Annotated in this window: 18 protein-coding genes; all 18 read right to left on the bottom strand. The window is 72.6% G+C overall.

The features are described 5' to 3' along the window. Nucleotides 1–31 precede the first annotated feature (31 nt). Complete coding sequence (locus MXD59_RS10590; RefSeq protein WP_248824528.1) at nt 32–1,768, bottom strand: hypothetical protein; 1,737 nt, start codon at nt 1,766–1,768, stop codon at nt 32–34. 88 nt (nt 1,769–1,856) lie between these two features. Further along, nucleotides 1,857–2,675, bottom strand: a complete 819-nt coding sequence (thyX, locus tag MXD59_RS10585) for an FAD-dependent thymidylate synthase (RefSeq protein WP_283096667.1) — start codon at nt 2,673–2,675, stop codon at nt 1,857–1,859. 430 nt (nt 2,676–3,105) lie between these two features. Then, nucleotides 3,106–4,455, bottom strand: coding sequence for a histidine--tRNA ligase (gene hisS, locus MXD59_RS10580; RefSeq protein ID WP_248824527.1), 1,350 nt, complete (start codon nt 4,453–4,455; stop codon nt 3,106–3,108). Nucleotides 4,456–4,527: 72 nt separating this feature from the next. Continuing rightward, nucleotides 4,528–6,081, bottom strand: coding sequence for a UDP-glucose dehydrogenase family protein (locus MXD59_RS10575; protein WP_248824526.1), 1,554 nt, complete (start codon nt 6,079–6,081; stop codon nt 4,528–4,530). Continuing rightward, on the bottom strand, nt 6,081–7,124 hold the full coding sequence (gene galE, locus MXD59_RS10570; protein ID WP_248824525.1) for a UDP-glucose 4-epimerase GalE: 1,044 nt from the start codon (nt 7,122–7,124) through the stop codon (nt 6,081–6,083). The genes MXD59_RS10575 and galE overlap by 1 nt, the downstream gene beginning before the upstream one ends. A 162-nt stretch (nt 7,125–7,286) precedes the next feature. Continuing rightward, nucleotides 7,287–8,240, bottom strand: coding sequence for a UDP-glucuronic acid decarboxylase family protein (locus tag MXD59_RS10565; RefSeq protein WP_248824524.1), 954 nt, complete (start codon nt 8,238–8,240; stop codon nt 7,287–7,289). A 472-nt stretch (nt 8,241–8,712) separates the two neighbouring features. Next, entirely contained in the window at nt 8,713–11,061 is a 2,349-nt protein-coding gene (locus tag MXD59_RS10560) for a hypothetical protein (protein WP_248824523.1), read from the bottom strand. Between the two features lie 5 nt (nt 11,062–11,066). After that, on the bottom strand, nt 11,067–12,911 hold the full coding sequence (locus MXD59_RS10555; RefSeq protein WP_248824522.1) for an Hsp70 family protein: 1,845 nt from the start codon (nt 12,909–12,911) through the stop codon (nt 11,067–11,069). A gap of 133 nt (nt 12,912–13,044) precedes the next feature. Next, nucleotides 13,045–13,797, bottom strand: coding sequence for a 4-hydroxy-tetrahydrodipicolinate reductase (gene dapB / locus MXD59_RS10550; protein ID WP_248824521.1), 753 nt, complete (start codon nt 13,795–13,797; stop codon nt 13,045–13,047). 116 nt (nt 13,798–13,913) lie between these two features. After that, nucleotides 13,914–15,260, bottom strand: coding sequence for a M16 family metallopeptidase (locus MXD59_RS10545; protein WP_248824520.1), 1,347 nt, complete (start codon nt 15,258–15,260; stop codon nt 13,914–13,916). A gap of 10 nt (nt 15,261–15,270) precedes the next feature. Continuing rightward, the gene (locus MXD59_RS10540) at nt 15,271–17,454 is read right to left on the bottom strand and encodes a polyribonucleotide nucleotidyltransferase (RefSeq protein WP_163546980.1); all 2,184 of its coding nucleotides are present in this window, start codon (nt 17,452–17,454) and stop codon (nt 15,271–15,273) included. Between the two features lie 286 nt (nt 17,455–17,740). After that, the gene (gene rpsO / locus MXD59_RS10535) at nt 17,741–18,010 is read right to left on the bottom strand and encodes a 30S ribosomal protein S15 (RefSeq protein ID WP_248812770.1); all 270 of its coding nucleotides are present in this window, start codon (nt 18,008–18,010) and stop codon (nt 17,741–17,743) included. Between the two features lie 275 nt (nt 18,011–18,285). Continuing rightward, entirely contained in the window at nt 18,286–19,215 is a 930-nt protein-coding gene (locus MXD59_RS10530; RefSeq protein ID WP_248824519.1) for a bifunctional riboflavin kinase/FAD synthetase, read from the bottom strand. A gap of 113 nt (nt 19,216–19,328) precedes the next feature. Beyond that, nucleotides 19,329–20,219, bottom strand: a complete 891-nt coding sequence (gene truB, locus MXD59_RS10525) for a tRNA pseudouridine(55) synthase TruB (RefSeq protein ID WP_248824518.1) — start codon at nt 20,217–20,219, stop codon at nt 19,329–19,331. After that, the gene (locus tag MXD59_RS10520; RefSeq protein WP_248824517.1) at nt 20,216–21,232 is read right to left on the bottom strand and encodes a DHH family phosphoesterase; all 1,017 of its coding nucleotides are present in this window, start codon (nt 21,230–21,232) and stop codon (nt 20,216–20,218) included. The genes truB and MXD59_RS10520 overlap by 4 nt, the downstream gene beginning before the upstream one ends. A gap of 43 nt (nt 21,233–21,275) precedes the next feature. Continuing rightward, entirely contained in the window at nt 21,276–21,863 is a 588-nt protein-coding gene (gene rbfA, locus MXD59_RS10515; RefSeq protein ID WP_248824516.1) for a 30S ribosome-binding factor RbfA, read from the bottom strand. 51 nt (nt 21,864–21,914) lie between these two features. Further along, nucleotides 21,915–22,244, bottom strand: coding sequence for a DUF503 domain-containing protein (locus MXD59_RS10510; protein WP_248812765.1), 330 nt, complete (start codon nt 22,242–22,244; stop codon nt 21,915–21,917). 74 nt (nt 22,245–22,318) lie between these two features. After that, nucleotides 22,319–25,471 (bottom strand): translation initiation factor IF-2, encoded by a 3,153-nt coding sequence (gene infB / locus MXD59_RS10505; protein WP_248824515.1) that lies wholly within the window; start codon nt 25,469–25,471, stop codon nt 22,319–22,321. Nucleotides 25,472–25,527: the final 56 nt, after the last annotated feature.

Genomic DNA, 25,527 nt, shown 5'->3' with positions numbered 1-25,527 from the left:
CACGAAGCCGGTCGAGGATGGTGGCAACCGGTTATCCGGACTCCATCCGCGGCCCGGATGATGCCAGCGGCGCTCCGAGCGGCCCCGCCGACACCTCGGCCGGGGCCGTCAGCGCCCCCGCCCGCACCCCCGAGGGCGAGCCGGTCTCCGCCGGGGCGCGCCACCCGGCGGCCCGCGCACCGGCCAGCACGGCCAGGGCGACCAGCAGCATGAGCAGGGCTGTCTTCGCCGGGCCGAGCACCCACGCGGCCAGGCTGGAGCGCTCACGGGTGAGCAGCAGCGTCGCCGCGAACGACGACGGAAGGGTGATCACAGCGACCGCGTCCGGGGCGAGATCGATCGGCAGCACCGACACCACGACGGTGAGCAGCATCAGCAGACCGACCGCCGCGGTCACCCGGCTGACGTCCGCCGACACGCTGAGCCGGACCACCAGCCGAGATCGCGGCGGGCGGCGGGCGTCGGTGGTGTAGAAGGCGAAGACCTCCCGGTTGCGCTGCAGATCCTCGATGTAGGTGTGGCCGACCGGATCGCCGAACTGGTCGACCATCACCGGAGTGTCCAGTTCGATGGACGTGTCGTCGGTGCCGATGCTGACGTGGTAGCTGCCGGTGCCGGCGGACTCGACATCGATCAGCGCCGCGGGGCGCAGCGCGGCCCGCCAACGCGCCGACCACCGGGCGACCCCGGACCCGCCAGCGCCCCCACCCTGACCAGGCCCACCCTGACCAGGCCCACCGGGACCAGGCCCACCGGGTACCGCACGACCGCGTACCAGGACGGTCCGCAGCTCCTCGCTCGACTTGATCAGGAACGGTCGGTACGGGTCCACGGTGATGGCCGCCAGCGCCTCCCAGCGCCGGCCGTACTCCGCGACGGTGGTCAGCACCGGCTCGGCGGGCGGGCCGGCCAGCACCAGCGCGTCGACCCAGGTGACGAACGCGCCGAGATAGCCCTCGATCGCGTCCGGATCGAGCCCGTCGGGGACGTCCGGGTCACGCCAGAGCTCACCGACCGCGAGCAGCAGGGTCTCGGCGCTGCTCAGCGCGTCGAACGGCTCGGCCAACGCGGTCGCGAGCACCCGCTCGGTGTCGGCGACGAGTTCGCCCCAGCGGGCCAGCCGCGGCCGCGGTACGTCGAGGTCGGCCTCGAGGGCGAGGTAGGCCGCGAGGGCGTCCGGACGCACCGGCCGACCGGCGGGGGGAAGCAGGCCCGGATAGTTACCCGAGAGCCGGCCGGGCCGAAAGCGCGAGATCGCGTCCACGACGCGGCGGGCCGGCATCTCCAGGGGGACGCCGGCCGCGTCGGCGAGCCGTGCGACCAGGTTGCCCTGTACCGCGACGGAGGTGCCGTACGGCATCAGATGGGCGTCGGTGCCACCCGGACCGACGAGGTCGAAGGCCACCAGGGCGCGTTTGGACAGGGTCGAGACCGGCACCAGGACGCTGACCTCTGCGGGGAGCCGACCGGACGTGTCGACGCGGCCGGCCCCGGTGGCCGGGACGACCTCGGTGAGCACCTCGTCCAGCGGACCCCAGTTGACCGACCGGGCCAGCCGGCAGCGGTTGGCGCTGACCAGGGTGAACTGGTCGACGACCCGGCGCCGCAGCCCCTGGTAGCGCGGGGGTGGGGCGAGCAGGGTCATCGTGACCTCGTCGACGTCGGTGAGGTCGAGCACCGAGGCGTGGGCGGCGTCGTCGCGTCGACGCCACCGCCACGGCCGCCCGAGACCAGGACGCCCGCCCGCGCCGCTCGCACCACCAGGCATGCCTGCCACAGGTCAGGACATTACCTGACTTGAACGGTACATTCCCTCACTGTGGGTCAACCTGGACCGGGGAGCGGGCCGCGGGTGGTCAGCCCTCGCCGACCAGCGGGCTGGAGGCGACCTCGGTGCCGTCGTCGAGAGTGGAGATGCGGAAGTCGGCGAACACGTTCGACGCCACGGCCTGCAGCTCCCGCAGGATCGTCACGGCCAGGCCGCGGATCTCCACGTCGGCGTGCTCGCTGGCCCGCATCGCGATGAAGTGCCGCCAGGCCCGGTAGTTGCCGGTGACCACGATCCGCGTCTCGGTCGCGTTCGGCAGCACCGAACGGGCTGCCTGGCGGGCCTGCTTACGCCTGGAGGTCGGCGCGGAGACGTCGGCGAAGTGCTTCTCCAGGCCTTCCAGCAGTTCACCGTAGGCGGCCAGGGAGGCGGCCGTGGCCTGCTGGAACAGCGCGTGCAGCGCCGGGTCGGCGGCGACCACCTCGGGTTCGACGACGGCGGCGTCCCGCTCGGGGACGTAGCGCTGCGACAGCTGGCTGTAGGAGAAGTGCCGGTGGCGGACCAGCTCGTGGGTGAGGCTGCGGGACACCCCGGTGACGTAGAGCGTGACGGTGCCGTGTTCCAGGACCGACAGATGCCCGACGTCAAGGATGTGGCGCAGGTAGCCGGCGTTCGTCGCGGTCGCCGGGTTCGGCTTGCTCCAGCTCTGGTAGCAGGCCCGGCCGGCGAACTCGGCCAGCGCCTGACCACCGTCGGCATCGGTGCTCCAGGGGACGTCCGACGGTGGGAGGAACTCCGTCTTCGCGATCACCTGGACCCGCGGGCGGACCGGCGCTGGTACGGCGCCGTCCCTGGACTCCGACCCGGGCACCGGTTCGGCTGCCGGCTGCGACACTGCCACCTCCATCCGACCCGCGACCCGGGATCGGGCACGGACCTCCCAACGGTAGACGCTGGCGTCACCCCGCGAACCGCCGCATCCGGTCGAGCGTCCGGCAATCCGTCGATCAGGGCCAGCAATGCGCCGAGCCGGCCAGCAATCGCCCAAGCGGGCCGGTGTCGGCATCCACTTACCCGTCCGGTCACGCGATCGACGCGCGACGGTTGGGCCCCCCGCGACGCGTGGTACACCGGAGATGGACGCCTCGCCGCTCCCCAAACGGCAGGTGTCCGCATCGCCCGCACCCGCGGCGAGACCCGGCCTGGCCGGGGGTCTTCGCCCCCGTCACCCCCCGGCCACCGGGCCCGCGGCGGCGGGCGGCCCTCCCGCGATGGCGCGGCGGCACCCCCGCCGCGCGCATCCGGGCCGACCGACCTGCCAGATCGGCCGGATCGGTTCAGGCGCTCGGCGGCGTCCATCCGGTCGGGTCGGCGGTGGTCTGGTCGCCGGTGGTCAGATCCTTGACCTCGTGGTCACGGCCGTCGTCGAACGGGGGGAACCAGACGTGGCCGATGCCCTTGCGCACCGCGTACCGGACCTGTTTGGCCAGCTTGTCGGGCTGGTGGTAGGTCTCCACCCGCAGGCCGCGCCCGCGCAGCTGCGCCGCGGTGGACAGCGCCGCCGCCCGGCGGGCCGCCGACGGGATGACGACGAGCACGTCGGCGGGGCTTGCCGGGCCCAGCGTCAGCAGCCCCTCGGCGAGCAGCTTCGCGAAGATACGGGTCAGACCGATCGAGATGCCGACGCCGGGCAGGCTGCGGCGGATGAACGAACCGGCCAGGTTCTCGTAGCGCCCGCCGGAGCAGATGCTGCCGAAGTCCGGCCAGTCCACGAACTTCGCCTCGTAGACGGTGCCGGTGTAGTAGTCGAGGCCGCGGGCGATCGACAGGTCGGCGACCACGCTGCCGGCGGGCAGATCGGCCAGGTCGGCCAGTACGGCGGCGAGCTCATCCAGACCTTCGTCGAGCAGATCCGACTTGACCCGCAGCTCCCGAACCCGCTCGACCACCTCGGCGTCGGAGGCCACCCGGATCGCGGCGAGGTCCAGGCAGGCCTGGACCTGGTCCGGGGCGAGACCGGCCCGCGTCGCGAGCAGGTCACCGACCCCGACCCGGCCGATCTTGTCCATCCGGTCGACGATGCGGATCACCGCGAGCGGGTCGGCGACGCCGAGCCCCTCGTAGAAACCCTGCAGAACCTTCCGGTTGTTGATGTTGAGGGTCCACGGTGGGACACCCAGGGTCGTGAGCACCTCGTGCACGATCCGCGGCAGTTCGGCGTCGAAGTGCAACGGCACCCGGTCGACGTTGATGACGTCGATGTCGCACTGGGTGAACTCGCGGAACCGGCCCTCCTGGGGCCGCTCGCCTCGCCACACCCGCTGCGTCTGGTACCGCTTGAACGGAAAGACGAGCTCGTTGAAGTGCGCGGCGACGTACCGGGCGAACGGCACGGTGAGGTCGAAGTGCAGACCGAGCCGGGCGCTGTCGTCGTCGGCGTCGGCCTGCAGCCGGCGCAGGGCGTAGACCTCCTGCGAGGTCTCCCCCTTGGCCATCAGCACGTCGAGGGCCTCGACCGAGGGTGTCTCCACCGAGCAGAACCCGTAGCTCTCGAAGATCCGCCGGATCGTGTCGAGCCAGCGCTGTTCGATGACCCGGACCTCGGGCAACCATTCGGGAAAGCCGCTGATGGGCAGGGGCCGCACGATCGGCGCGTCGCCGGGCGCCGCCACGTTCTCCTGGACCATCCTCGTACCCTACCGGTGGATATCCACATCTCGGGGATCCGCGCTGCGGCCGGCCGCCGGCCGCCGATCGCCCTAGCCGACCTGTGGCGCGTGGGCCGGCACCCGGGTGGCCGCGGCGACCTGCGCGGGCGGTGTCGACGCGGCGGACGTCGGCACCGGCCACTGGGCCGGGACGCCGGTGGGGATGACCCCGGTCGGCCGGCCGGGAGCCAGGTAGACCCAGCCGGCCTGCCGCCAGCGGTCGCCGTCCAGGGCGTGCCGGGCGTCGATGACCACCCGGCGACGCATCAGCGGGCCCAGCCTGGCCGGGTCAAGCTCGGCGAACTGCCGCCATTCGGTGAGCAGCACGACCGCGTCCGCCCCGGTGACCACGCTGTCCTCGACCCGGTCGCTGTAGGCGACCGTCGGCAGCGCCCGGCGGGCGTTGTGCGTGGCCACCGGGTCGACGACGGTGACCTGCGCGCCGGTGCGGGCCAGCAGGTCGGCCACGGCGAGGGCGGGCGAGTCCCGCACGTCGTCGGAGTTCGGTTTGAACGCGGCGCCGAGCACGAGCAGCCGACGGTGCGCGAGCGTGCCGTCGAGGGCCGCGGCCAGCAGTTCGACGACCCGGTCGCGCCGACGGTTGTTGATCTTGTCGATCTCGCCCAGGAACCGCAGCGCGACACCGACGCCGAGCTCATCGGCCCGGGCCTGGAAGGCGCGGATGTCCTTGGGCAGGCAGCCACCGCCGAAGCCCACCCCGGGCCGCAGGAAGTTCCCGCCGATGCGCACATCGTGGGACAGCGCCTCGGCCAGCGTCAGCACGTCGGCGTCGACGGCCTCACACACCTCGGCCATCGCGTTGATGAAGGAGATCTTCGTCGCGAGGAACGAGTTGGCCGCGGTCTTGACCAGTTCGGCGGTGGCGTAGTCGGTCACGATCACCGGGACGCCCTGGGCGATCACCGGGGCGAACGCGGCCCGCAGCGCGCCTTCGGCGGCCGGCGAGGCCACACCGAAGACCAGCCGGTCCGGTCGCAGGGTGTCGGCGACCGCGAAGCCCTCCCGCAGGAACTCCGGGTTCCAGGCCAACTGGACGCCCCCGAGCGCGGCGGCGGCGCCGTTGGAGCCGGCGGCGGCGCCGTTCGTCCCGGCGGCGGCGCCGTTGGTGTGGTTGGCAGGGGCGAGCCTGGCCAGGGTCTGGGCGATGCCTGCGGCGGTGCCGGCGGGCACCGTGGACTTGCCGACGACCAGGCAGGGACGGGTCAGCAGCGGCGCCAGCCGCCCGATCGCGGCGTTGAGGTGGCTCAGGTCCGCGCCGTTGCCGCCGGCCTGCTGCGGAGTGCCGACGCAGACGAAGTGGACGTCGCCGAACGCGGCGATCTCCTCGAAGGAGGTGGTGAAACGCAGCCGACCGGTGGCCAGGTTCGCCCGTAGCAGGTCGGCGAGATCGGGCTCGAAGAACGGGATCTCGCCCGCGGACAGCCGCTCGATCTTCGACTGGTCGACGTCGACCGCGAGTACCTCGAATCCCAGCTCCGCCATGCAGACGGCATGGGTGGCGCCGAGATATCCGGTTCCGATGACCGTCAGGCGCGGTCGGGACGTGCGGTCCGCTGCCTGGTCAGGGCGCTCCGGCGTGGTCATCAGGCTCCCTCGTCGTCATATCCGGTCGGGTTGAGGCGCTGGAACTCCCAGGCGTCCCGGCACATCTGGGCGACGTCGTGGCGCGCCGTCCAGCCAAGCGCCTCGCGGGCGAGCGTCGGGTCGGCCACCAGGGCGGCGACGTCCCCGGCGCGGCGCGCCATGATGCGCCGGGGCAGTTCTCGTCCGCAGGCCGCGGAGAAGGCCGCGAGCAGTTCCAGGACGGACGTCCCCTGGCCGGTGCCCAGGTTGATGACCCGGTGCCCGGCGACATCGCGAAGGTGGCCCAGGGCGAGACGGTGGCCGTGGGCCAGGTCGACCACGTGGATGTAGTCGCGCACGCCGGTGCCGTCCGGGGTCGGGTAGTCGTCCCCGAAGACGGACAGTTCGGCGCGGCGTCCCACCGCGACCTGCGCGATGTAGGGCATCACGTTGTTCGGCACGCCGCGCGGGTCCTCTCCGAGCAGGCCGGACGGGTGCGCACCGACCGGGTTGAAGTACCGCAGCGAGGTGATGTGCCAGCGCGGGTCCGCGACGCACAGGTCGGCGAGGATCTGCTCGCAGATCCACTTCGTGCGCGAGTACGGGTTCGTCGGACGCACCGGCGCGTCCTCGGCGATCGGCACCTTGTCGACCGTGCCGTGGATGGCGCAGGACGAGGAGAAGACCAGGTCCCGCACCCCGTGTTCGCCCATCACGTGCAGCAGCCCGAGGGTCGCGCCCACGTTGGAGTCGTAGTAGGCCAGCGGCATCTCGACCGACTCACCGACCGCCTTGCGCGCGGCGAAGTGCACCACCGCGTCGATCGGCTGGCGGCGGAACAGCTCGTCGAGGGCGGCCCGGTCCCGCACGTCGAGGCGGACGAAGTCGAGTTCACGATCAGCGATCCTGCCGATCCGGTCGAGCACCCGGGGCGAGGAGTTGAGGAAGTTGTCGACTCCGATCACCCGGTGCCCCGCGGCCAGCAGGTCCACACAGGTGTGCGAACCGATGAATCCCGTCGCCCCGGTGACCAGGACCGTTCTGGTGGCCTGCGTCGACGTCATCGTCGCGCCCCCTTCATCCACGCCGCTGGCACCCTCGTCGTCGACATCTCGGCGGCCGACGTCCGGCCAGCCGGAACCGGGACAACATAACGCCCTGGTCGCGCAGCGGCCCACCGGTGAATCACACCGATGTGAGCCGGCGGGCTGGTGTTCACCCGGCGGTCAGGCGACGCTCTGGCGGCGCTCGGCGAGCTGACCCGCGAACCACGAGATCGTGCGGTTCAGACCGTCGTGCAGCTCCGTTTTCGGCTCCCAGCCAAGCAGCGTGCGAGCCTGGGTGATGTCGGGCTGACGCACCGAGGGATCGTCGGTCGGCCGGGGGACGAAGGTGATCGGCGCGGACGAACCACACAGATCACGCACGAGTCGCGCGGTGTCGAGGATCGACATCTCGTGCGGGTTGCCGATGTTGACCGGGCCGGCCAGGTCGGAGTGCAGCAACCGGACGATCCCGTCGATGAGGTCGTCGACATAGCAGATCGAGCGGGTCTGCGAGCCGTCGCCCGAGACGGTGATCGGCTCGTCGCGCAGCGCCTGTGACACGAAGGCGGGAATGGCCCGTCCGTCGTCCACCCGCATCCGCGGGCCGTAGGTGTTGAAGATCCGCACGATCGCCGTGTCGACTCCGTGCTTGCGTCGGTAGGCCATCGTGACCGCCTCCGCGAAGCGCTTCGCCTCGTCGTAGACGCTGCGCGGACCGACCGGGTTCACGTTTCCCCAGTACGTCTCCGGCTGCGGGTTGACCAGCGGGTCGCCGTAGGACTCCGAGGTGGACGCGAGCAGGAAACGCGCGTTCTTCTCCCGGGCCAGGCCGAGGGCGTGGAAGGTGCCGAGCGACCCCACCTTCAGTGTCTCGATCGGCAACTCGTAGTAATCCACCGGAGATGCCGGCGAGGCGAAGTGCAGGACCGCATCCACCGGGCCGGAAACGTGGATGAAATCCGTGACATCCCGGTTGACAAGTCGGAAACGCCGATCGGCCAGCAGATGATCGACATTCTCTGGTCGACCCGTGACGAAGTTGTCAAAGCAGACGACCTCATAGCCGTCGCCGAGGAGCCGCTCGCAGAGATGACTGCCAAGGAAGCCGGCGCCGCCGGTCACTATCGCACGCACGTGAAGTGCTCCCGGAGCTGAATCATTAAGGACGATTTAAGGTTCACTCCGACGACCGGCCGGTCCGACCGGTCGGACCGTGCGGCCCACAGGCCACCTGACCGGCCCTGGCAGCGATGCCAGGCAGCTGGGCCAAGCCCCTCTCCCCGCGCCTGGGTGGCTGGGAAAAGGGCCATCGGATCAACCACAATCGACGGGAAGAGACTGCTGCCGCAGCGATCGGCTGTACACCATCCGCCTGGCCTGCATCGCCTGGGAAATAATGCCCTGACCTCGCCGCACGGCCACCCCCAAGGTTCTGACCAGATCAGCCCGACCGACCTCTTTGGGCATGGTACACAGCCTCCCGGGCGCCTTCAGGGGAGCCCTCCCTTACGTCAGTGCGGTGACGGGAAATCCCATCCGCACCACCTGGGAGGCCGACTCCTGCCGATCGGTCCGGAAACTACACCGGCGTCGTCATTCGGGCGGATCACGTCGGGGGCGGATTCCGCGCGGTGTCTGGTTCGAGGCGCAGCCAGGCCGCCGCCGTCGGCGCGATCACCAGCCGGCCGCTGTCGCGGTTTCCGCGGAACACCGCGACGTGCAGTGGCCGTTCGGCCGGCAGGACCACCCCGCCCTCACGGCGGTGACGTGCACTGGTCACCCTGCGGGTGAACGCCCCCGGGTCGGTCGCCGACCGCGGCCGCTCGTCGACACGGGCCACCACCACCATCTCGGCGCAGTCCGCCGGCCAGTTCCAGCGCAGCCGACCGGACTCCCAGCGCAGGCCGATCGTCGACGGCGACAGCGACACCGTCATCGGAGTCGACGGCCCATCACCCGCCTCGGGCACCGTGGCGACCTCGGCGGGGGCATCACTACGGGTGGGCGGCGACCAGACCGGGCCAAGACCCGCGCTGACCGCGTAGGCCACGTCGCCCGCGGACGCGCCGCCGTCGGCCAGCTCGGTCGCCGACGTCACGCCGACCACCCGGCTGGCGCCGTCCGCGCCGATCCGACTGACCCGGTAGCGGACCTCGCCCGGCGTCGTCGACGCCTGCCAGCGCACCACCACCGACCCGGCCTCCCAGCCCACCCACACCCCCGCGGGCGCGGCCACCACCCCCGGTGTCGGCCCCTGCTCCCGCGCCGGCGCTGGCCTCGACCCACCGGTCGCCGCCGTGGCGTCGCGCAGGGCGAGTGCCTCGGTGTGGTCGGCGACCAGCGCCAGTGCCTCGTCGATCAGACGCGACCGCGCCTGGGCGCCGCCTGGTCCCGTGCCACCTGGTCCCGTGCCGCCTGGCCCTGTGCCGCCTGGTCCCGTGGTCGCGGCGGCACGTGCCCGGGCGACGAGATCGTCGGCGGCGGCGCATCGTGCCTCGGCGAGGGAGAGCAGTTCACCGGGCAACTGGCCGCCCGGACCAGGCACGTCGGCGGCCACGGCGACCACCGGACGCACGGCGTCAAGCACCGCGCGATAGCGCGCGGCGGCGGCCAGCTCGGCGAGCCTGCCCCAGGCGGTGGCGGCGGCCCGGATCGCCGCCTCGACCTCGTCCCCCACGGCGCGAATGGGCGGCAGCGTCTCTCCCGCGCCCTCCCGCGCGGCGGCGACATGATCGCTGGCCGCCACGGGACGTCCGGCCCGCAGCTCCGCCCGCGCCCGCGAGACGTGGGCGCGCCAGTCGATGGCGCCCTGGGTCGGGCCGGCGGCTGGGCGGCGCGCCGAGCGGTCCGCGGGCCGCGAGGTCGAACCATCCGGCTCGCCGGCCGTCGCGGCGGTCCCACCGGGCCGGGAGCGGGCACCGGACGCGGGTGCCTCGGTGATCGGGGGCAACGGTGGGGCGGCGACACCGTGTTCGCGGGCGAGTGCCCGCACGACGGCCTGGGCCCGGTGCGGGTCGAGACCGTCAGCCAGGGCCGCGGCGACGAGCCGGGCCGCCTCCGCGGGCAGCAGGGCATCCTCGACCAGGACGGCGGCGGCCACCTGTGGGCGCAGCCGGGTGGTGGTGTCGGCGGCGAGGGCGTCCAGGTACGCGTGGGGATCGCCGTCGACGAGCAGGGTGTGGACGGCGGCCAGCAGGTCGTCGAGCAGGGCCCGGCGGCGGTCTGGTCGACGGGCCCGGTTCCGGGCCAGCGCGGCGTCGCGGGCGGCGCGGATCCGCTCGGGCGAGGCGTCCGTGGGCAGGCCGAGCAGGTCGAACAGGCCGCGCGGCGGGGTGGTCGCGGCGATCCGGGCGAGTTCGTCCAGGTCGGAGCGGATCTGGCGGAGCACCGCGGGCGAGACCTGCTCGCCGTGGGCCGGGCCGGTGGCCGCCTCGGTGCCGGCGGCGGGCAGGACGCGATGCCGGCGGATACGGGTGTCGAACTCGGCGGCGGTGATGTCCTGGGTCGCGGCCCAGGTACGCAGGCCCTCGAGGCGGTCCGCGGGCAGGCCACCGAAGCGGGCGACGAGTCGACGGGCGGCGGCGTCGAGGGCGGCGAAGCGCTCGTCGTCCCGCTCGGCGCGGGCCGCGGCGACCCGTTCGGACAGGGCCAGCCGGGTGGTGCGGTCGGCGAGGGCCGCGGCGAGTTCGGCGTGCCGCTCGAGCAGCCCGATGATCGCACCGCGGTAGCGGGGATGGTCCCGGTTGCGCTGCCAGAACGCCCAGACCTCGTCGATGCGGGCCTGGACCTGGGCGTCGGTGAGGGTGGCGACGGCGGCCAGCGGGATGTCGTAGATCTCGAACGGGTCGCTGTGTTCGGCGCCGCCACGGCGGTGCACCGACGCGAGCACGCGGGCGCGGTAGTCGTCCGGGATGAAGTCGGGAAGCGTGGGTCCGGGCGGGCCGGCGGCGGGCATCGGGCTCAGATCCCAGGGTTCGCGGCGTCGGGCCCAGGCTCATCCGGTCGACCGGGGCCAGGGCCGAAACCAGGGCCGAAACCAGGGCCAGGGCCAGAGCCGAAACCGGGGCCGGTGGCCCGTTCCCGACGGGCCCGAGCCACCTGTTCACGTTCCCGGGCGACGTCGGCCTGGCTGAGCGCCGCCGAGGTCTCCACCCGGACTGTCAGCGGCCGCTGCGCCAGACCCTCGTGGGTCGCGGTGACCTCGAGGATGCCGTCGAAGCCCATCCGGAACTGGATGTGGATCTGCGAGCCGGCCGGGAAACCCGCGGGAATGCCGGTGATCTCCGCTTCGGCGATCACCTTGTTGTCCTCGACCCGGGGCGACTCGACCCCGCCGGCCTGTTCGACGACGTGGACGATGACCGCGTCCTGGTCGTCGCGAACCGTTCCGAACGACCGTCCGACGGCGACCGGCAGCCGGTCGTTGCGGTGCACCAGGAACACCGCGTTCTGGTCACCGAACCGGTTGAGCGCGAGCACCCCGAAGCCACGGGACACCACGTTGACGACCTGGACCTCGACCGTCCGGCGGACCCGGGACGGCGGCAGGTCCAGGGCCTGCGCCAACCGGTGGCAGGCCGCGTCGAGCGCCTCCGGGGCGGCCGCGTCGACCCCGGCCCCGTCGACCAGCTGACCGCGGGTGACCAGATCCGCGAGGACGAGTCGTTCCAGCGCCTTCTTCTCACCGTAGATCGCCGCACCACGGGCGACGGCCAGGTCAGGATCGGTGAGCGCCACCGGAACACCGAACTCGGCGGCCAGCCGTCGGGCGACCGCCGGCATCCGCGAGGCGCCACCGACCAGCAGGATCTGGTCGATGCCACGCACCCCGCGGGTCAACGCCGCCTGCTGGGCGGCCCGGGTCAGGGCGATCGTGCGGTCCAGCAGCCCGGCGGTGAGCTCCTCGAGCGCCGACCGGGTCAGCACCACCTCGGTGCGCCGGCCGTCATGCTCGACGACGACGGTGGTCCGCTCGACGTCGGTGAGCTCGCGGCGGGCCCGTTCGGCGGCGAGCAGCAGGACCTGGGCCGCCTCGGAGGAGTCCAACGGGTCCGGCGCGCCGGGATGTTCGGCGAGGAAGCGGTCACCGAGCAGCAGCACGATCTTCTCGTCCCAGTCCGCTCCGCCCAGCTGGTGGTCGCCGTCGATGGCGACGACCGACACCCGCCGGTCGGCCAGTTCCACCACCGTCACGTCGAACGTGCCGCCGCCCAGGTCGTAGACGAGCGCGACCTCCTCGGCCACCGTGCCCGGGCCGCCGAGGGTGCGCCGGCCACCGATCTCGAACCGGGCGAACCCGTAGGACAGGGCCGCGGCCGTCGGCTCGTTGATGACATCGACGACGGACAGCCCCGCGTACTCGCCGGCGAGCACCGTGGCGCGCCGTTCCTCGTCGCCGAAGTAGGCCGGGACGGTGATGACGACGTCGTGCACCGGTTCGCCGGTCGCCAGGGCCGCGTCGGAGACGAGGGCCTTGAGGATCAGCCCGCTGACCGCCGGCGCCGACCAGGCCGTGCCCTGGGTGACGAAACGCCAGTCGCCGTCACCCATCCTGCGTTTGACCAGGGAACAGACGTCGTCGGGACGGGCGCGGGCGAGTTCACGGGCCGGCTGACCGGTGATGTAGTCGTCGGCGCCGACGAACAGCACCACGCTCGGCAGGGTCTGCGCGTCCCCCGCCAACGGCACTATCCGCGGCTCACCGGTCTCGGTGACCCGGGCCACGCAACTGAACGTCGTCCCAAGATCAATACCGTAGACGCTGTGGGAGCTCGCCGCCGAGCGGCGGTCAACGTGTCCGACCACACCCGGGAACCTATCTTTTGCGGTCTCCGAGCACGATCGCAGTGCCCGCGATCGTGCTGACGCGGTGCCGACAGCACCCCCCGGCACCTTGGTGCCAGGCCGATGCCGCCCGGCCGGCCGGGGACCCGCCGGCTCAGCCGAGGTCGAGCAGGTGCTCCAGGCCGACGGTCAGGCCGGGGCGGCTGACGATCTCGCGCACCGCCAGCAGGACGCCCGGCATGAACGACGTCCGGTCGTAGGAGTCGTGGCGCAGGGTGAGCGTCTCGCCCGCGCCCCCGAGCAGGACCTCCTGGTGGGCGACCAGCCCGGCCAGACGTACGGCGTGCACGGGCACGTCGTCCACCCGGGCCCCACGGGCCCCGTCCAGGGCCGACGTGGTGGCGTCCGGACCGGCCGGGGCGAGCCCGGCGGCGCGGCGGGCCGCCGCGACCAGTTCCGCGGTGCGCCGCGCTGTTCCGCTCGGCGCGTCGATCTTGTTCGGATGGTGCAGCTCGACGATCTCCACCGAGTCGAAGAACCGGGCGGCCCGCGCCGCGAAGGTCATCATGAGTACCGCCGCGACACCGAAGTTCGGCGCCACCAGCACGCCGACCCCGGCGGACCCGGCGAGCCAGCCGCGGACGGTGTCCAGCCGGGCGTCGTCGAAGCCGGTGGTGCCGACGACGACATGCCGCCCGGCCTCGACGCACCACCGGATGTTGTCGAGCACGGCGTCCGGTGTGGTGAAGTCGACGACCACGTCGGCGGCGCGCAGCGGCTCCCGCTGCTCGCCGGTGTCGACGGCCGCGACCAGGTCCAGATCCGGTGCCGCCTCGACGGCCGCGCAGACCGTGGCCCCCATCCGGCCGCGGGCCCCGAGCACCCCGACCGCCAGCCGATCACTCATCGTGCCTGTTCCCCTCTCGCGCACCCCGCGGGGCCGCCTGATCCTGGGCCGCCTCGGGCCCTGGTCGACCTCGAAACCCTGGCCGGCCTCGAAACCCTGGCCGGGCCGGGCCGATCTCAGCTGGCTACGGCGGCGCTGAAATCGTGGTCGTCGAACGGCCCGATGACGCCCAGCGCCCAGGGCTGCGCCACCAGGGTCGCCGCGATCTCGCGTACGTCCTCGAGTGTCACCGCGTCCACCCGGGCGATGATCTCGGAGATCGAGAGCAGTTCCCCGTGGGCGAGTTCACTCTTGCCCAGCCGGCTCATCCGCGAGCCGGTGTCCTCCAGGCCCAGCACGAGCGAGCCGTGGCTCTGCCCGCGGGCCCGGTCGAGTTCCTCGGCGGTGATCCCGCGCTCGGCGATCGCCCGCACCTCGTCCCGGGCGATCGCGAGCACCTCGTCGGCGCGCCGCGGACCGCAACCGGCGTAGACGCCGAACAGGCCGGCGTCGGCGAAGTGGGAGGCGAACGAGTACACCGAGTAGGCAAGCCCGCGCTTCTCCCGGACCTCCTGGAACAGCCGGGAGCTCATCCCGCCGCCGAGCGCGGTCGAGAGCACCCCGAGGGCGAACCGGCGTGGGTCGTGCCGGGACAGCCCGACCGTGCCGAGCACCAGGTTCGCCTGCTCGGTCGGCCGCTCGGAGACCACGATGCCCGGTGCCGGCGGGTAGGCGTACCGCCCGGCGCGCACCGGCTGCGGTGTGACGCCGGCGCCCAGGCGCGCACCGAAGGCGTCGGCGACCAGGTCGAGCGCACGCTCGTGCTCGAGGTTGCCGGCCACCGCGACGACCAGCGCCGGGGGAACGTAACGACCGTGGTAGTAGTCGGCGATCGTCTCCCGGCCGAGCCCCTCGATCGACTCGATCGTGCCGAGCACCGGGCGGCCGAGCGCCGAGGAACCGAGCATGGCCTCGGCGAACACGTCGTGGACGACGTCCCCCGGGTCATCCTCGTGCATGGCGATCTCCTCGAGGATCACGCCCCGCTCGGCCTCGACGTCGTCGGCGGTCACCAGCGAGCTGGTCACCATGTCGGCGACGACGTCGACGGCCATCGGCAGATCGGTGTCGAGCACCCGCGCGTAGTAGCAGGTGTACTCCTTGCTGGTGAAGGCGTTCAGGTCGCCGCCGACCGCCTCCACCGACGCGCTGATGGTCAGCGCGTCCCGTCGGGTCGTCCCCTTGAACAGCAGGTGCTCGAGGTAGTGCGAGCAGCCCGCGGTCACCGGTGTCTCGTCGCGCGATCCCACGCCCACCCAGACGCCGATCGCGGCCGAGCGGACTCCCGGCACCCGCTCGGTGATGACCCGAAGGCCGCCGGGCAGCACCGTGCGGCGCACGGTGCCGTTCAGCAGCGATTCGCTGGTGAACCCGCCGGTGGTCAGCCGGGACGGGGCCAGGTCCGGGGTAGGCGTGTCGGTCACGACGCGGCCGTCAGGAGGTCGACGCCGCGTCGGCGGCCTCGGCGATCGGCGAGAGCGAGATCTTGCCCCGGTTGTCGATCTCGGTGATCTCCACCTGGAGCTTCTGCCCGACGGTGAGCACGTCCTCGACCTTCTCCACCCGCTTGCCGCCGGAGAGCGTCTTGAGCTTGGACACGTGCAGCAGACCGTCCCGACCCGGGGTGAGCGACACGAACGCCCCGAAGTTCGTGATCTTGACGATCGTGCCGAGGTAGCGCTCGCCGACCTCCGGCATCTGCGGGTTCGCGATCGCGTTGATCGCCGAGCGGGCGGACTCGGCGGACGGGCCGTCCACGGCGCCGATGTAGATCGTGCCGTCGTCCTCGACGGTGATCTCGGCGCCGCTGTCGGCCTGGATCTGGTTGATCATCTTGCCCTTGGGCCCGATCACCTCGCCGATCTTGTCGACCGGGATCTTGACCGAGATGACCCGCGGGGCGTGCGCGGACATCTCGTCCGGGCTGCCGATGGCCTCGGCCATCACGTCCAGGATCGTCAGCCGCGCGCCGCGGGCCTGCTGCAGCGCGGCGGCCAGCACCGAGGCGGGAATGCCGTCGAGCTTGGTGTCCAGCTGCAGCGCGGTGACGAAGTCACGGGTGCCGGCGACCTTGAAGTCCATGTCGCCGTAGGCATCCTCGGCGCCGAGGATGTCGGTCAGCGTGACGTAGGTGCCATCGGCGTGGATGAGACCCATCGCGATGCCGGCGACCGGCGCCTTGAGCGGCACACCGGCGTTGAGCAGCGACAGCGTGCTCGCGCAGACCGAGCCCATCGAGGTGGAGCCGTTGGAGCTCAGCGCCTCGGAGACCTGGCGGATCGCGTAGGGGAACTCCTCGCGGCTGGGCAGCACCGGCAGCAGCGCCCGCTCGGCGAGCGCGCCGTGGCCGATCTCGCGGCGCTTGGGCGAACCCACCCGGCCGGTCTCACCGGTGGAGTACGGCGGGAAGTTGTAGTTGTGCATGTACCGCTTGGTGCGGTCGGGGTTGAGCGTGTCGACCGTCTGCTCCATGCGCAGCATCGCGAGCGTCGTGACGCCGAGGATCTGCGTCTCGCCCCGCTCGAACAGCGCCGAGCCGTGCACCCGCGGGATGTAGTCGACCTCGGCCGACAGCGCCCGGATCTCGGTCGTCGACCGACCGTCGATGCGCACACCCTCGGTGGCGATCCGGGAGCGCACCAGCTTCTTGGTCAGCGCCCGGTAGGCCGGGTTGATCTCCTTCTCCCGACCCTCGAACTGGGCGGCGACCTTCTCCGCCGCGAGCCCGCGGACCCGGTCGAGCTCGGCCTCGCGCTCGGTCTTGCCGGCGATACGCAGCGCCGCGCCCAGCTCGTCGCCCACCGCGGCGGACAGCGCGTCGAACACGTCGTCCTGGTGGTCGACGAAGACCGGGAACTCCCGGATCGGCTTGCCGGCGGCCGCGGCCAGTTCGCTCTGCGCCCGGCACAGCTCGCGGATGGCGGGCTTGGCGGCCTCCAGACCCGCGGCGACGACCTCCTCGGTCGGCGCGGGAGCGCCCCCGGCGATCAGCTCCACCGTGCCCGGGGTCGCCTCCGCCTCCACCATCATGATCGCCACATCGCCGCCGTCGACGACCCGGCCGGCGACGACCATGTCGAAGGTGGCCCGGGAGAGCTCCTCGTGCGTCGGGAAGGCGATCCACTCACCGTCGACGTAGCCGACCCGGGTCGCACCGATCGGACCGGAGAACGGCAGACCGGACAGCGTCGTCGACGCGCTCGCCGCGTTGATCGCGACCACGTCGTAGAGGGTGTTCGGGTCCAGGGCGAGCACGGTGGCCACGACCTGGATCTCGTTGCGCAGGCCCTTGGCGAACGACGGGCGCAGCGGCCGGTCGATCAGCCGACAGGTGAGGATCGCGTCCTCGCTGGGCCGGCCCTCACGGCGGAAGAACGAGCCGGGGATGCGCCCGGCGGCGTACATCCGCTCCTCGACGTCCACCGTCAGGGGGAAGAAGTCGAGCTGTTCCTTGGGCTGCTTGCTGAACGTGGTCGCGGACAGCACCATGGTGTCGCCCAGGAAGGCGACCGCCGATCCGGCGGCCTGCCTGGCCAGCCGGCCGGTCTCAAAACGCACCGTGCGGGTACCGGCCGGGGTCGCGATGACCGCCTCTGCCGCATGTGTCGAGTCGTCCACTCGAAGCCACTCCATCCTCGTCGTCGGCCGGGTCCACGCAGCCGATCGTGTGTTCCGGCCGGGTCCGCGTTTCGAGGATGCCGGTGCTCAGTCGAGGCCCCCGGGAGCACGAGCGGAAAGCTCGCACCCGGCGACCACGACCGAGGACCGGCGGATCCCGCCGTCACGGACCCGGTCAGGTCCTTCATCGTGCCGGCGGGAACCCCGCCGGCACCTGCCGCACCAGGTACCTACCCCCCGATGCGGCAGAGGGAGCGTCCCGGGCGGGTCCGCTCCCTCTTGGGCGCTATCGACGTAGCCCGAGTCGCTCGATCAGCGACCGGTACCGGTTGATATCGGTCTTCGACAGGTAGTTCAGCAGCCGGCGCCGGCGCCCGACCAGCAGGAGCAGGCCGCGGCGGCTGTGATGGTCGTGCTTGTGCACCTTGAGGTGCTCGGTCAGGTCGCTGATCCGCCTGGTCAGCATCGCGACCTGGACCTCCGGCGAGCCGGTGTCCCGCTCCACGGTGGCATAGTCCGACATGATCTTCTGCTTGACGTCGCTCGCGAGCGGCACGCTGAACCCTCTCCTCTGCTTCGGGACGGCGTGCGTCCGGGGTCTTCACCACCCGGATCGACAGCCGGTCCGCGGCCACCTCGCCGCTGGATCCGGACACGCCACTCCCGCCTGACCCCGAAGCTTATCAACCGACGGCGAACCCCCCGGTCACCGGCCGGCCATCCGCGCCCGACCGCCCTCGCCCGTCCGACCTGGGCTCCCCCCATCGAGGCTCCCAGCAACCTGGACTCACACCGGCCTGGGCTCCCATCGACCGGGCTCACCGACCGGGCTCACACCGACAGGGTCACCGTCCGGGTCGTCTCGACGTCGGCGGCCATCTGGGTGACCAGTTCGTCCACCGAGTCGAAGCGCAACGTCGGACGCAGCCGATGGGTGAACTCGTACGCCATGTACGCGCCGTAGAGGTCGCCGTCGAAATCGAGCAGAAACGCCTCCACCCGGCGCTCTCGCCCGGCGAAGGTCGGGTTCGTGCCGATGGAGATCGCGGCCGGCTGGCGATGCTCCCCCCAGCAGGCGAACCCGGCGTACACGCCGTCGGCCGGCACCGCGGCCCACGGAGTCGCGTCCATGTTCGCGGTCGGATAGCCGATCGTGCGACCGCGGGCGTCGCCGTGCACGACCTCACCCTCGACCCGGTGCGGGCGACCGAGCGCCGCCGCGGCCGACTCGACGTCACCGGCCGCGACCAGACGGCGGATCTCCGTCGAGGAGAGCACCCGCTCCCCCGCCCGGACCAGCGGCACGCCGCGCACCTCGAACCCGGCGGCCGCGCCGTCGGCGATGAGCGTGCTCAGCCGCCCGGCCGCCCGGTGGCCGTAGCTGAAGTTCTCCCCGACCACCACGACGCTGGCCCGCAGCCGCCGCAGCAGGATCTCGTGGACGAAGTCGGATGCCGACACCTGGCTGAACCCGGCCGTGAACGGCTGCACGCACAGCGCGTCGACACCGATCTCGGCCAGCAGCTCGGTCTTGTACCGCAGGGTGGTCAGCAACGCCGGATGGCTGCCGGGACGCAGCACCTCGCCGGGATGCGGATCGAAGGTCAGCGCCAGCGCCGGCTGGCCGCGATCGTGCGCCCGGGCCACCGCCTCACCGATGATGCGCCGGTGGCCCCGGTGCACGCCGTCGAAGAAACCGATCGTGACCACCCCGCCGCCCCACTCGGCCGGTGTGTTCTCGGCGCCCCGCCACGTATGCACGCAGGGAAGCCTAGGACATTCCCGCGCTGCACCGTCCGGGCGGCACCACCACCGGTGGCGGCACCGGGCCACGCGGCCCTCGGCGCCCCGGTCACCACGACCGGATATCCACCTCAGGCCGGGGCGAACACGACCAGCGAGCGGACGGTGTCGGCGGTCTCCTCCACCAGCGCCAGCACCGTCCCGTCCGGGTCGAACACCCCGTAGGTACCGGGCTGTCCCAGCGGCGTCAGGCGCCGGCCGTGGGTGACGTCGACAGCCTGCGCGCCGGCGACCTCACGGCGGGCGAAGCTGGTCGACACCGCCTCCCCCAGCGGTGTGAGCGCCGCCGCTCCCCGCTGCGCGAAGGTGTCCAGACTCACCGCCGCCGCCAGCGCGAAGGGACCCACCACGGTGCGCCGCAGCGCCACCAGATGCCCCCCGCATCCCAGCGCCGACCCGAGATCACGCGCGAGCGCCCGGATGTAGGTACCGCTGGAGCAGTCCACCACCACGTCGAGGTCGTCGCCGCGGCGCGCCAGCAGGTCGAAGCGGTGCACCGTGACCCGCCGGGCGGCGAGTTCCACCTGCTCCCCGGCGCGGACCCGGGCGTAGGCCCGCACACCGTCGACCTTCACCGCGCTCACGCTCGAGGGCACCTGGTCGATCGCACCGGTGAGCGCGCCCAGCTCCCGGAGCAGCGCCACGTCGTCGACGTCGACCGGCCGGTCCACCAACGGCTCGCCCTGCGCGTCGTCGGTGGTGGTCGTCCGGCCGAGGCGGATCGTCGCCGTGTAGGTCTTGTCCGTCAGCGCGAGATGGCCCAGCAGCCGGGTGGCGCGTCCGGCGCCGAGCAACAGCACCCCGGTGGCCATCGGGTCGAGGGTGCCGGCGTGACCGATCCGGCGCTGCCCCAGAATCCGTCGGGCCCGCGCGACCACGTCATGGGAGGTGCAGCCGGCCGGCTTGTCGAGAACGAGCAGGCCGTCCACCTGCGGGCCGGTGCCGCGTCCGTGCGGACTCACCGGGCGCCCAACGCCGTGGCCGGTGCCAACGCCGCGCGTACCTGGTCCATCAGCGAGACGAGTTCGGCGGTGGAGCGAAAGCCCGCGGCCAGCCGGTGCCCGCCGCCGCCGAGGGTCACGCACACGGCGCCGACGTCGAGGCCACCGCGTGAGCGCACCGACACGTTCCAACCGGTGCTGTCCTGCCGGCAGATCAGCGCGACCTCCGCGTCCGACACCGAGCGCAGGATGTCGATGAACCCCTGGATCTCATCCGGGGCGAGGCCGGCCGCCAGCAGATCCCGCTGCTCACACCAGCTCCAGACCAGGTCGTGCTCGGGTTCGAGGCGGGCCCGCCCGAGCACCGAGCCCAGCAGCTGGACATAGCCGAAGGGATGGTCGTCCCACAGGTCCCGGCCGATCAGGTCGTGGCGGATGCCGGTCTCCAGCAGGCGGGCGGCCAGCCGGTGCTCCGCGGCCGTCGTCGCGGCGGAACGAAACGATCCGGTGTCGGTGACCAGGCCGGCGTAGAGGGCGGCGGCCATGTCGACGTCCAACGGCACGCCGAGCGCGTCGATGACGTCGACGGCCAGCACGCTGGTCGCCGCGGCCGTGCTGTCGACCAGGTTGACGACGCCGAAGCGGGTGTTGGACGGATGATGGTCGATCACCACGGTCCGGGTGCCGGGTGCCGTGGCCGCTGCGGCGAGCCGACCCAGGCGTGCCGGACTGTCGGCGTCCAGGGTGACGACCAGGTAGGGGGCGACGCCGATCGCGGCCGGGTCGACCAGCAGCTCCTGGCCGGCGAGGAAACGCAGCGTGCGGGGCACCGCGAACGGTTCGGCGTCGAAGGACACCCGGACCCGGGCGCCCAGACGGCGCAGCGCCAGTCCCAGGGCCAGCGCCGAACCGAGGCTGTCGGCGTCCGGAGCGACGTGCGCCGCCAGCAGGATCTCCTCGCCGGCGGCGACGGTTTCGCGTAGCAGCCCGACGAGTGCCGTCCGGTCCGCCGCGGGGCCGCTCCGATCGATCATCGCCCGTCTCCCTCGCCGTGCCCGCCGACCCGCGAGCCTTCCTCTAACGGCCTGTCACATCAAGGTCGCCGACTGCGCCGCGATCCCGATCGTCGAGGTACCCTCGGCTGTCGTCGGTACCCTCGTCCACGGGGTCATCATCCTCGAAGGGGCTGTCCTCGAAGGGGCTGTCCTCGAAGGGGCTGTCCTCGAGCGGGTCGTCCTCGTCGATCACCCGCGGACGTCGATAGGGATCGTCCTCGCCGGCTGGGCGCGCGTCCCGACGGACCTCCACCAGCCGGGCGTCCCGTGCCCGCGCCACACTGATCAGATCCTCGAGATGACGGGCGTCATCGGGCAGCCGGTCGTGCACGAAGGTCAGGGTCGGGGTGTTCTTCACCCCGGTGGCCCGGCCCACCTGGCTGCGCAGCAGTCCGCGGGCCGACTCCAGCGCCTCGGCCGAGGCCTGCCGGTCGGCCTCGCCGCCGTAGACGGTGTAGAAGACCGTCGCGTCCACCAGGTCCGGGCTGACCCGGACATCGGTCACCGTGACCATGCCGAGTCGAGGATCCTTGACGCCGCGTTCCAACATGGACGCGACCACCTCACGGATGCGCACCGCCAACCGGCGCGCCCGGGCTGGATCCGCCACCGTCCACCTCCTCGTTCACATGTCCGTCGTCGTTCCCGCGGGCCCTGTCCGCTACCGGACGGCCGGATCCGGGAAGGACGCACCATCCGCGTCGTCCTCGGTGAACACCCGTTCGCGGGCGGCGAGAACGTCGACTTCCGGGCGCTGCGCGACGAGCTGCTCGCAGGCGCGCAGTACCTCCATGCAGTGGCCACGGTCCGCGGCCACGACCGCCACGCCGATCTCGGCGCGACGATGCAGGTCGAGCTGACCGGTCTCGGCCACACTGACCGCGAAGCGACGGCGCAGCTCGGCCACGATCGGCCGCACCACGGACCGCTTCTCCTTCAGGGAGTGCACGTCCCCGAGAAGGAGATCAAGGCTCAGGCTTGCGATCCACATGACATCCCCGTCGGACGGGGCGCCACCACCGCCGGGGCCGGCCGATCCGACCGGCCCCGGCGACGTGTGGTGCCTCAGGTGCGGGGAACCTCCCGCTGCTCGAAGGCCTCGATGATGTCGTCCACCTTGATGTCGTTGAACGACCCGAGCCCGATACCGCACTCGTAGCCCTCGCGCACCTCGGTGGCGTCGTCCTTGAACCGCTTGAGCGACTCGACCGTGAGGTTGTCCGCCACGACCACGCCATCGCGGATGAGGCGGGCCTTGACGTTGCGCCGGATGATCCCGGAGCGGACCAGCGAACCCGCGACGTTGCCGATGCGCGGCACCCGGAAGACCTCCCGGACCTCGGCGGTGCCGAGCTGGGCCTCCTCGTAGACCGGCTTGAGCATGCCCTTGAGCGCGTTCTCGATGTCCTCGATGGCCTGGTAGATCACCGAGTAGTAGCGGACCTCGACGCCCTCGCGGTCGGCCAGCTCCGTCGCCTTGCCCTGCGGCCGGACGTTGAAGCCGATGATCACCGCGTCGGACGCCGATGCCAGCATCACGTTCGTCTCGGTGATCGCGCCGACACCGCGGTCGATGATCCGCAGACCCACCTCGTCGCCCACATCGATCTTGAGCAGGGCGTCCTCGAGGGCCTCGACCGAACCGGAGACATCGCCCTTGAGGATGAGGTTGAGCTGGGTCTTCTCGCCTTCCTTCATCCGCTCGAGGATGTTCTCCAGCGTCGGACGGCCACGGCTGAGCGCGAGCTCGGCGTTGCGCTCGCGGGCCTGACGGCGCTCGGCGATCTGACGGGCCACCCGGTCCTCGGGCACCACGAGGAAGTTGTCCCCGGCGTCGGGAACGCTCGTGAAGCCGAGCACCTGCACCGGACGGGCCGGACCCGCCTCGGTCACCTGGTCGCCATGCTCGTCGAGCATGGCGCGCACCCGGCCGAACGCCTCGCCGGCGACGACCGAGTCACCGACGCGCAGCGTGCCGCGCTGGACGAGCACCGTAGCCACCGGGCCGCGACCACGGTCGAGACGACCTTCGATCGCGACACCCTGGGCCTCGCTGTCCGTCGGCGCCCGCAGGTCCAGCGAGGCGTCGGCGGTGAGCACGATGGCCTCGAGCAGACCGTCGATGTTGACCCGGTTACGGGCGGAGACGTCGACGAACATCGTGTCGCCGCCGTACTCCTCGGCGACCAGGCCGTACTCGGTGAGCTGGCCGCGGACCTTGGCCGGGTCCGCGCCCTCCTTGTCGATCTTGTTGACGGCCACGACGACCGGCACGTTCGCCGCCTGGGCGTGGTTGAGCGCCTCGATGGTCTGCGGCTTCACGCCGTCGTCCGCCGCGACGACCAGGACCACGATGTCGGTGACCTGGGCGCCACGGGCACGCATGGCGGTGAAGGTCTCGTGGCCCGGGGTGTCGATGAAGGTGATCGGCCGGTCGGAACCGTCGACCGTCGCCCGCACCTGGTAGGCACCGATGTGCTGGGTGATGCCACCGGCCTCACCCGCGACCACGTCGGTGAACCGGATGGCGTCGAGCAGCTTCGTCTTACCGTGGTCGACGTGGCCCATGACGGTCACGACCGGCGGCCGGGTGACGAGCTCGACGTCGTCGCCGTACGCCCCACCGAAGGACAGGTCGAAGCTTTCCAGCAGCTCCTTGTCCTCGTCCTCGGGGCTGACGATCTGCACCTCGTAGCCGAGGGTGACACCCAGCAGCTGCAGCGTCTCGTCGGTGCAGGACTGCGTCGCGGTCACCATCTCGCCGAGCTGGGTGAACACGACCTGGACCAGCGCACCGGGATTCGCGTCGATCTTGTCAGCGAAGTCCGCCAGTGAGGCGCCGCGCGGAAGACGAATGGCCTGCCCGTTGCCACGGGGGACCATCGCGCCCATCCGCGGCGCCTCCAGGCCGCTCTCCCATTCCTGCCGCTTCGCCCGCTTGGACTTGCGCTGGCGTCCGGGACGCCCACGCCCACCGGGGCCGAACGCGCCCGCCGTGGTACCGCCGCGACCGCGACCGCCGGCCGCCGGCCGACCGCCACCGCCGCCACCGGGACGACCCGGCGCACCGGCACCGGCACCGCCGCCGCCACCGCCACCGGGACGACCCGGCGCACCGCCACGCCCGGCGAAGCCGCCGGGACGTGCGCCGCCGCCACCGCCACCGGGACGCCCGGGAGCGCCGCCGCCACCGCCACCACCACCGGGACGCCCGGGAGCGCCGCCGGCCGGACGAGGCTGGAACATGTTCGCGTTCGGGCGCGGACCACCGCTGCCACCCGGACGCGGGCCACCGCTGCCACCCGGGCGCGGCGGCATGCCGCTGCCCTGGCCACCGGGGCGCGAACCGGGCCGCGGCGGAACCGAGCCGGGCGAGGGACGAGGCCCACCGGGACCGCCGGGGCCAGCGCCACCGGGACGCGAGCCACCGGGGCGCGGACCCGGCCGCGGACCACCGGCACGCGGCGGCGAGGCCGGGGACTGACCACCGGACTGAGCGCCCGACGGGCGGGGCCCGGCGGACGGTGTCGTGTAGGGGTTGTTACCGGGCGAGCTCGGCCGGGGACCCGGACGCGGGCCTGGCCGGGGCGTGCCACCAGCCGGGGCACCACCGGGCCCGGCCGGAGCCGAGCCACCGGGGCCACCCGGACGGGACCGGCCACCCGGGGCCGCCGGCGTGCCGGGGCGCGGACCTGCCGCCGCCGGAGTCGACGCGGGTGCCGCGGGCGCGGACGGTGCCACGGGTGCCACGGGCGCCACCGGTGCGGCGGGCGCCGCGGCGCTGGCCGCCACGGGACGAGGTGCCGCCACCGGCGCCGGGCTCGGCGGACTCACCGGTGCCACGACGGGGCTGGGCGCGGACTGCACCGACGGCGCGGGCGCCGCGGGCGCGGACGGCCCGGACGCGGGAGCCGGTCGGGCCGGAACGGGACCAGGGCGACCGGGAACCGGCCGGGGGCCGGGACGCGGTGCGGGGCCGGGACGCGGCGGCGGGCCTGGACGGGCTCCGTTGCCGGCGGGCCGGCCACCGGGGCGACCGCCACCGGCGGCACCACCCTCGGCCGGGAACGCCTCCTTGAGCTTGCGCACGACGGGTGCCTCGACAGTGGACGAGGCGGACTTCACGAACTCACCGAGATCTTTCAGCTTGGCGAGAACGGTCTTGCTGTCGACACCAAGCTCCTTGGCGAGCTCGTGTACGCGGGCCTTTCCTGCCACGGTGCTCCTTCTATCGGCCCGCGGTCCGTGCCCGCGTGACCTCGTTACCTGCCGGT

It is taken from the genome of Frankia umida (genome assembly GCF_023242945.1).
GTDB lineage: Bacteria > Actinomycetota > Actinomycetes > Frankiales > Frankiaceae > Frankia > Frankia umida.
The sequence above is the reverse complement of the archived record's forward strand: the minus strand, read 5'-3'. Positions and strand labels throughout refer to the sequence as shown.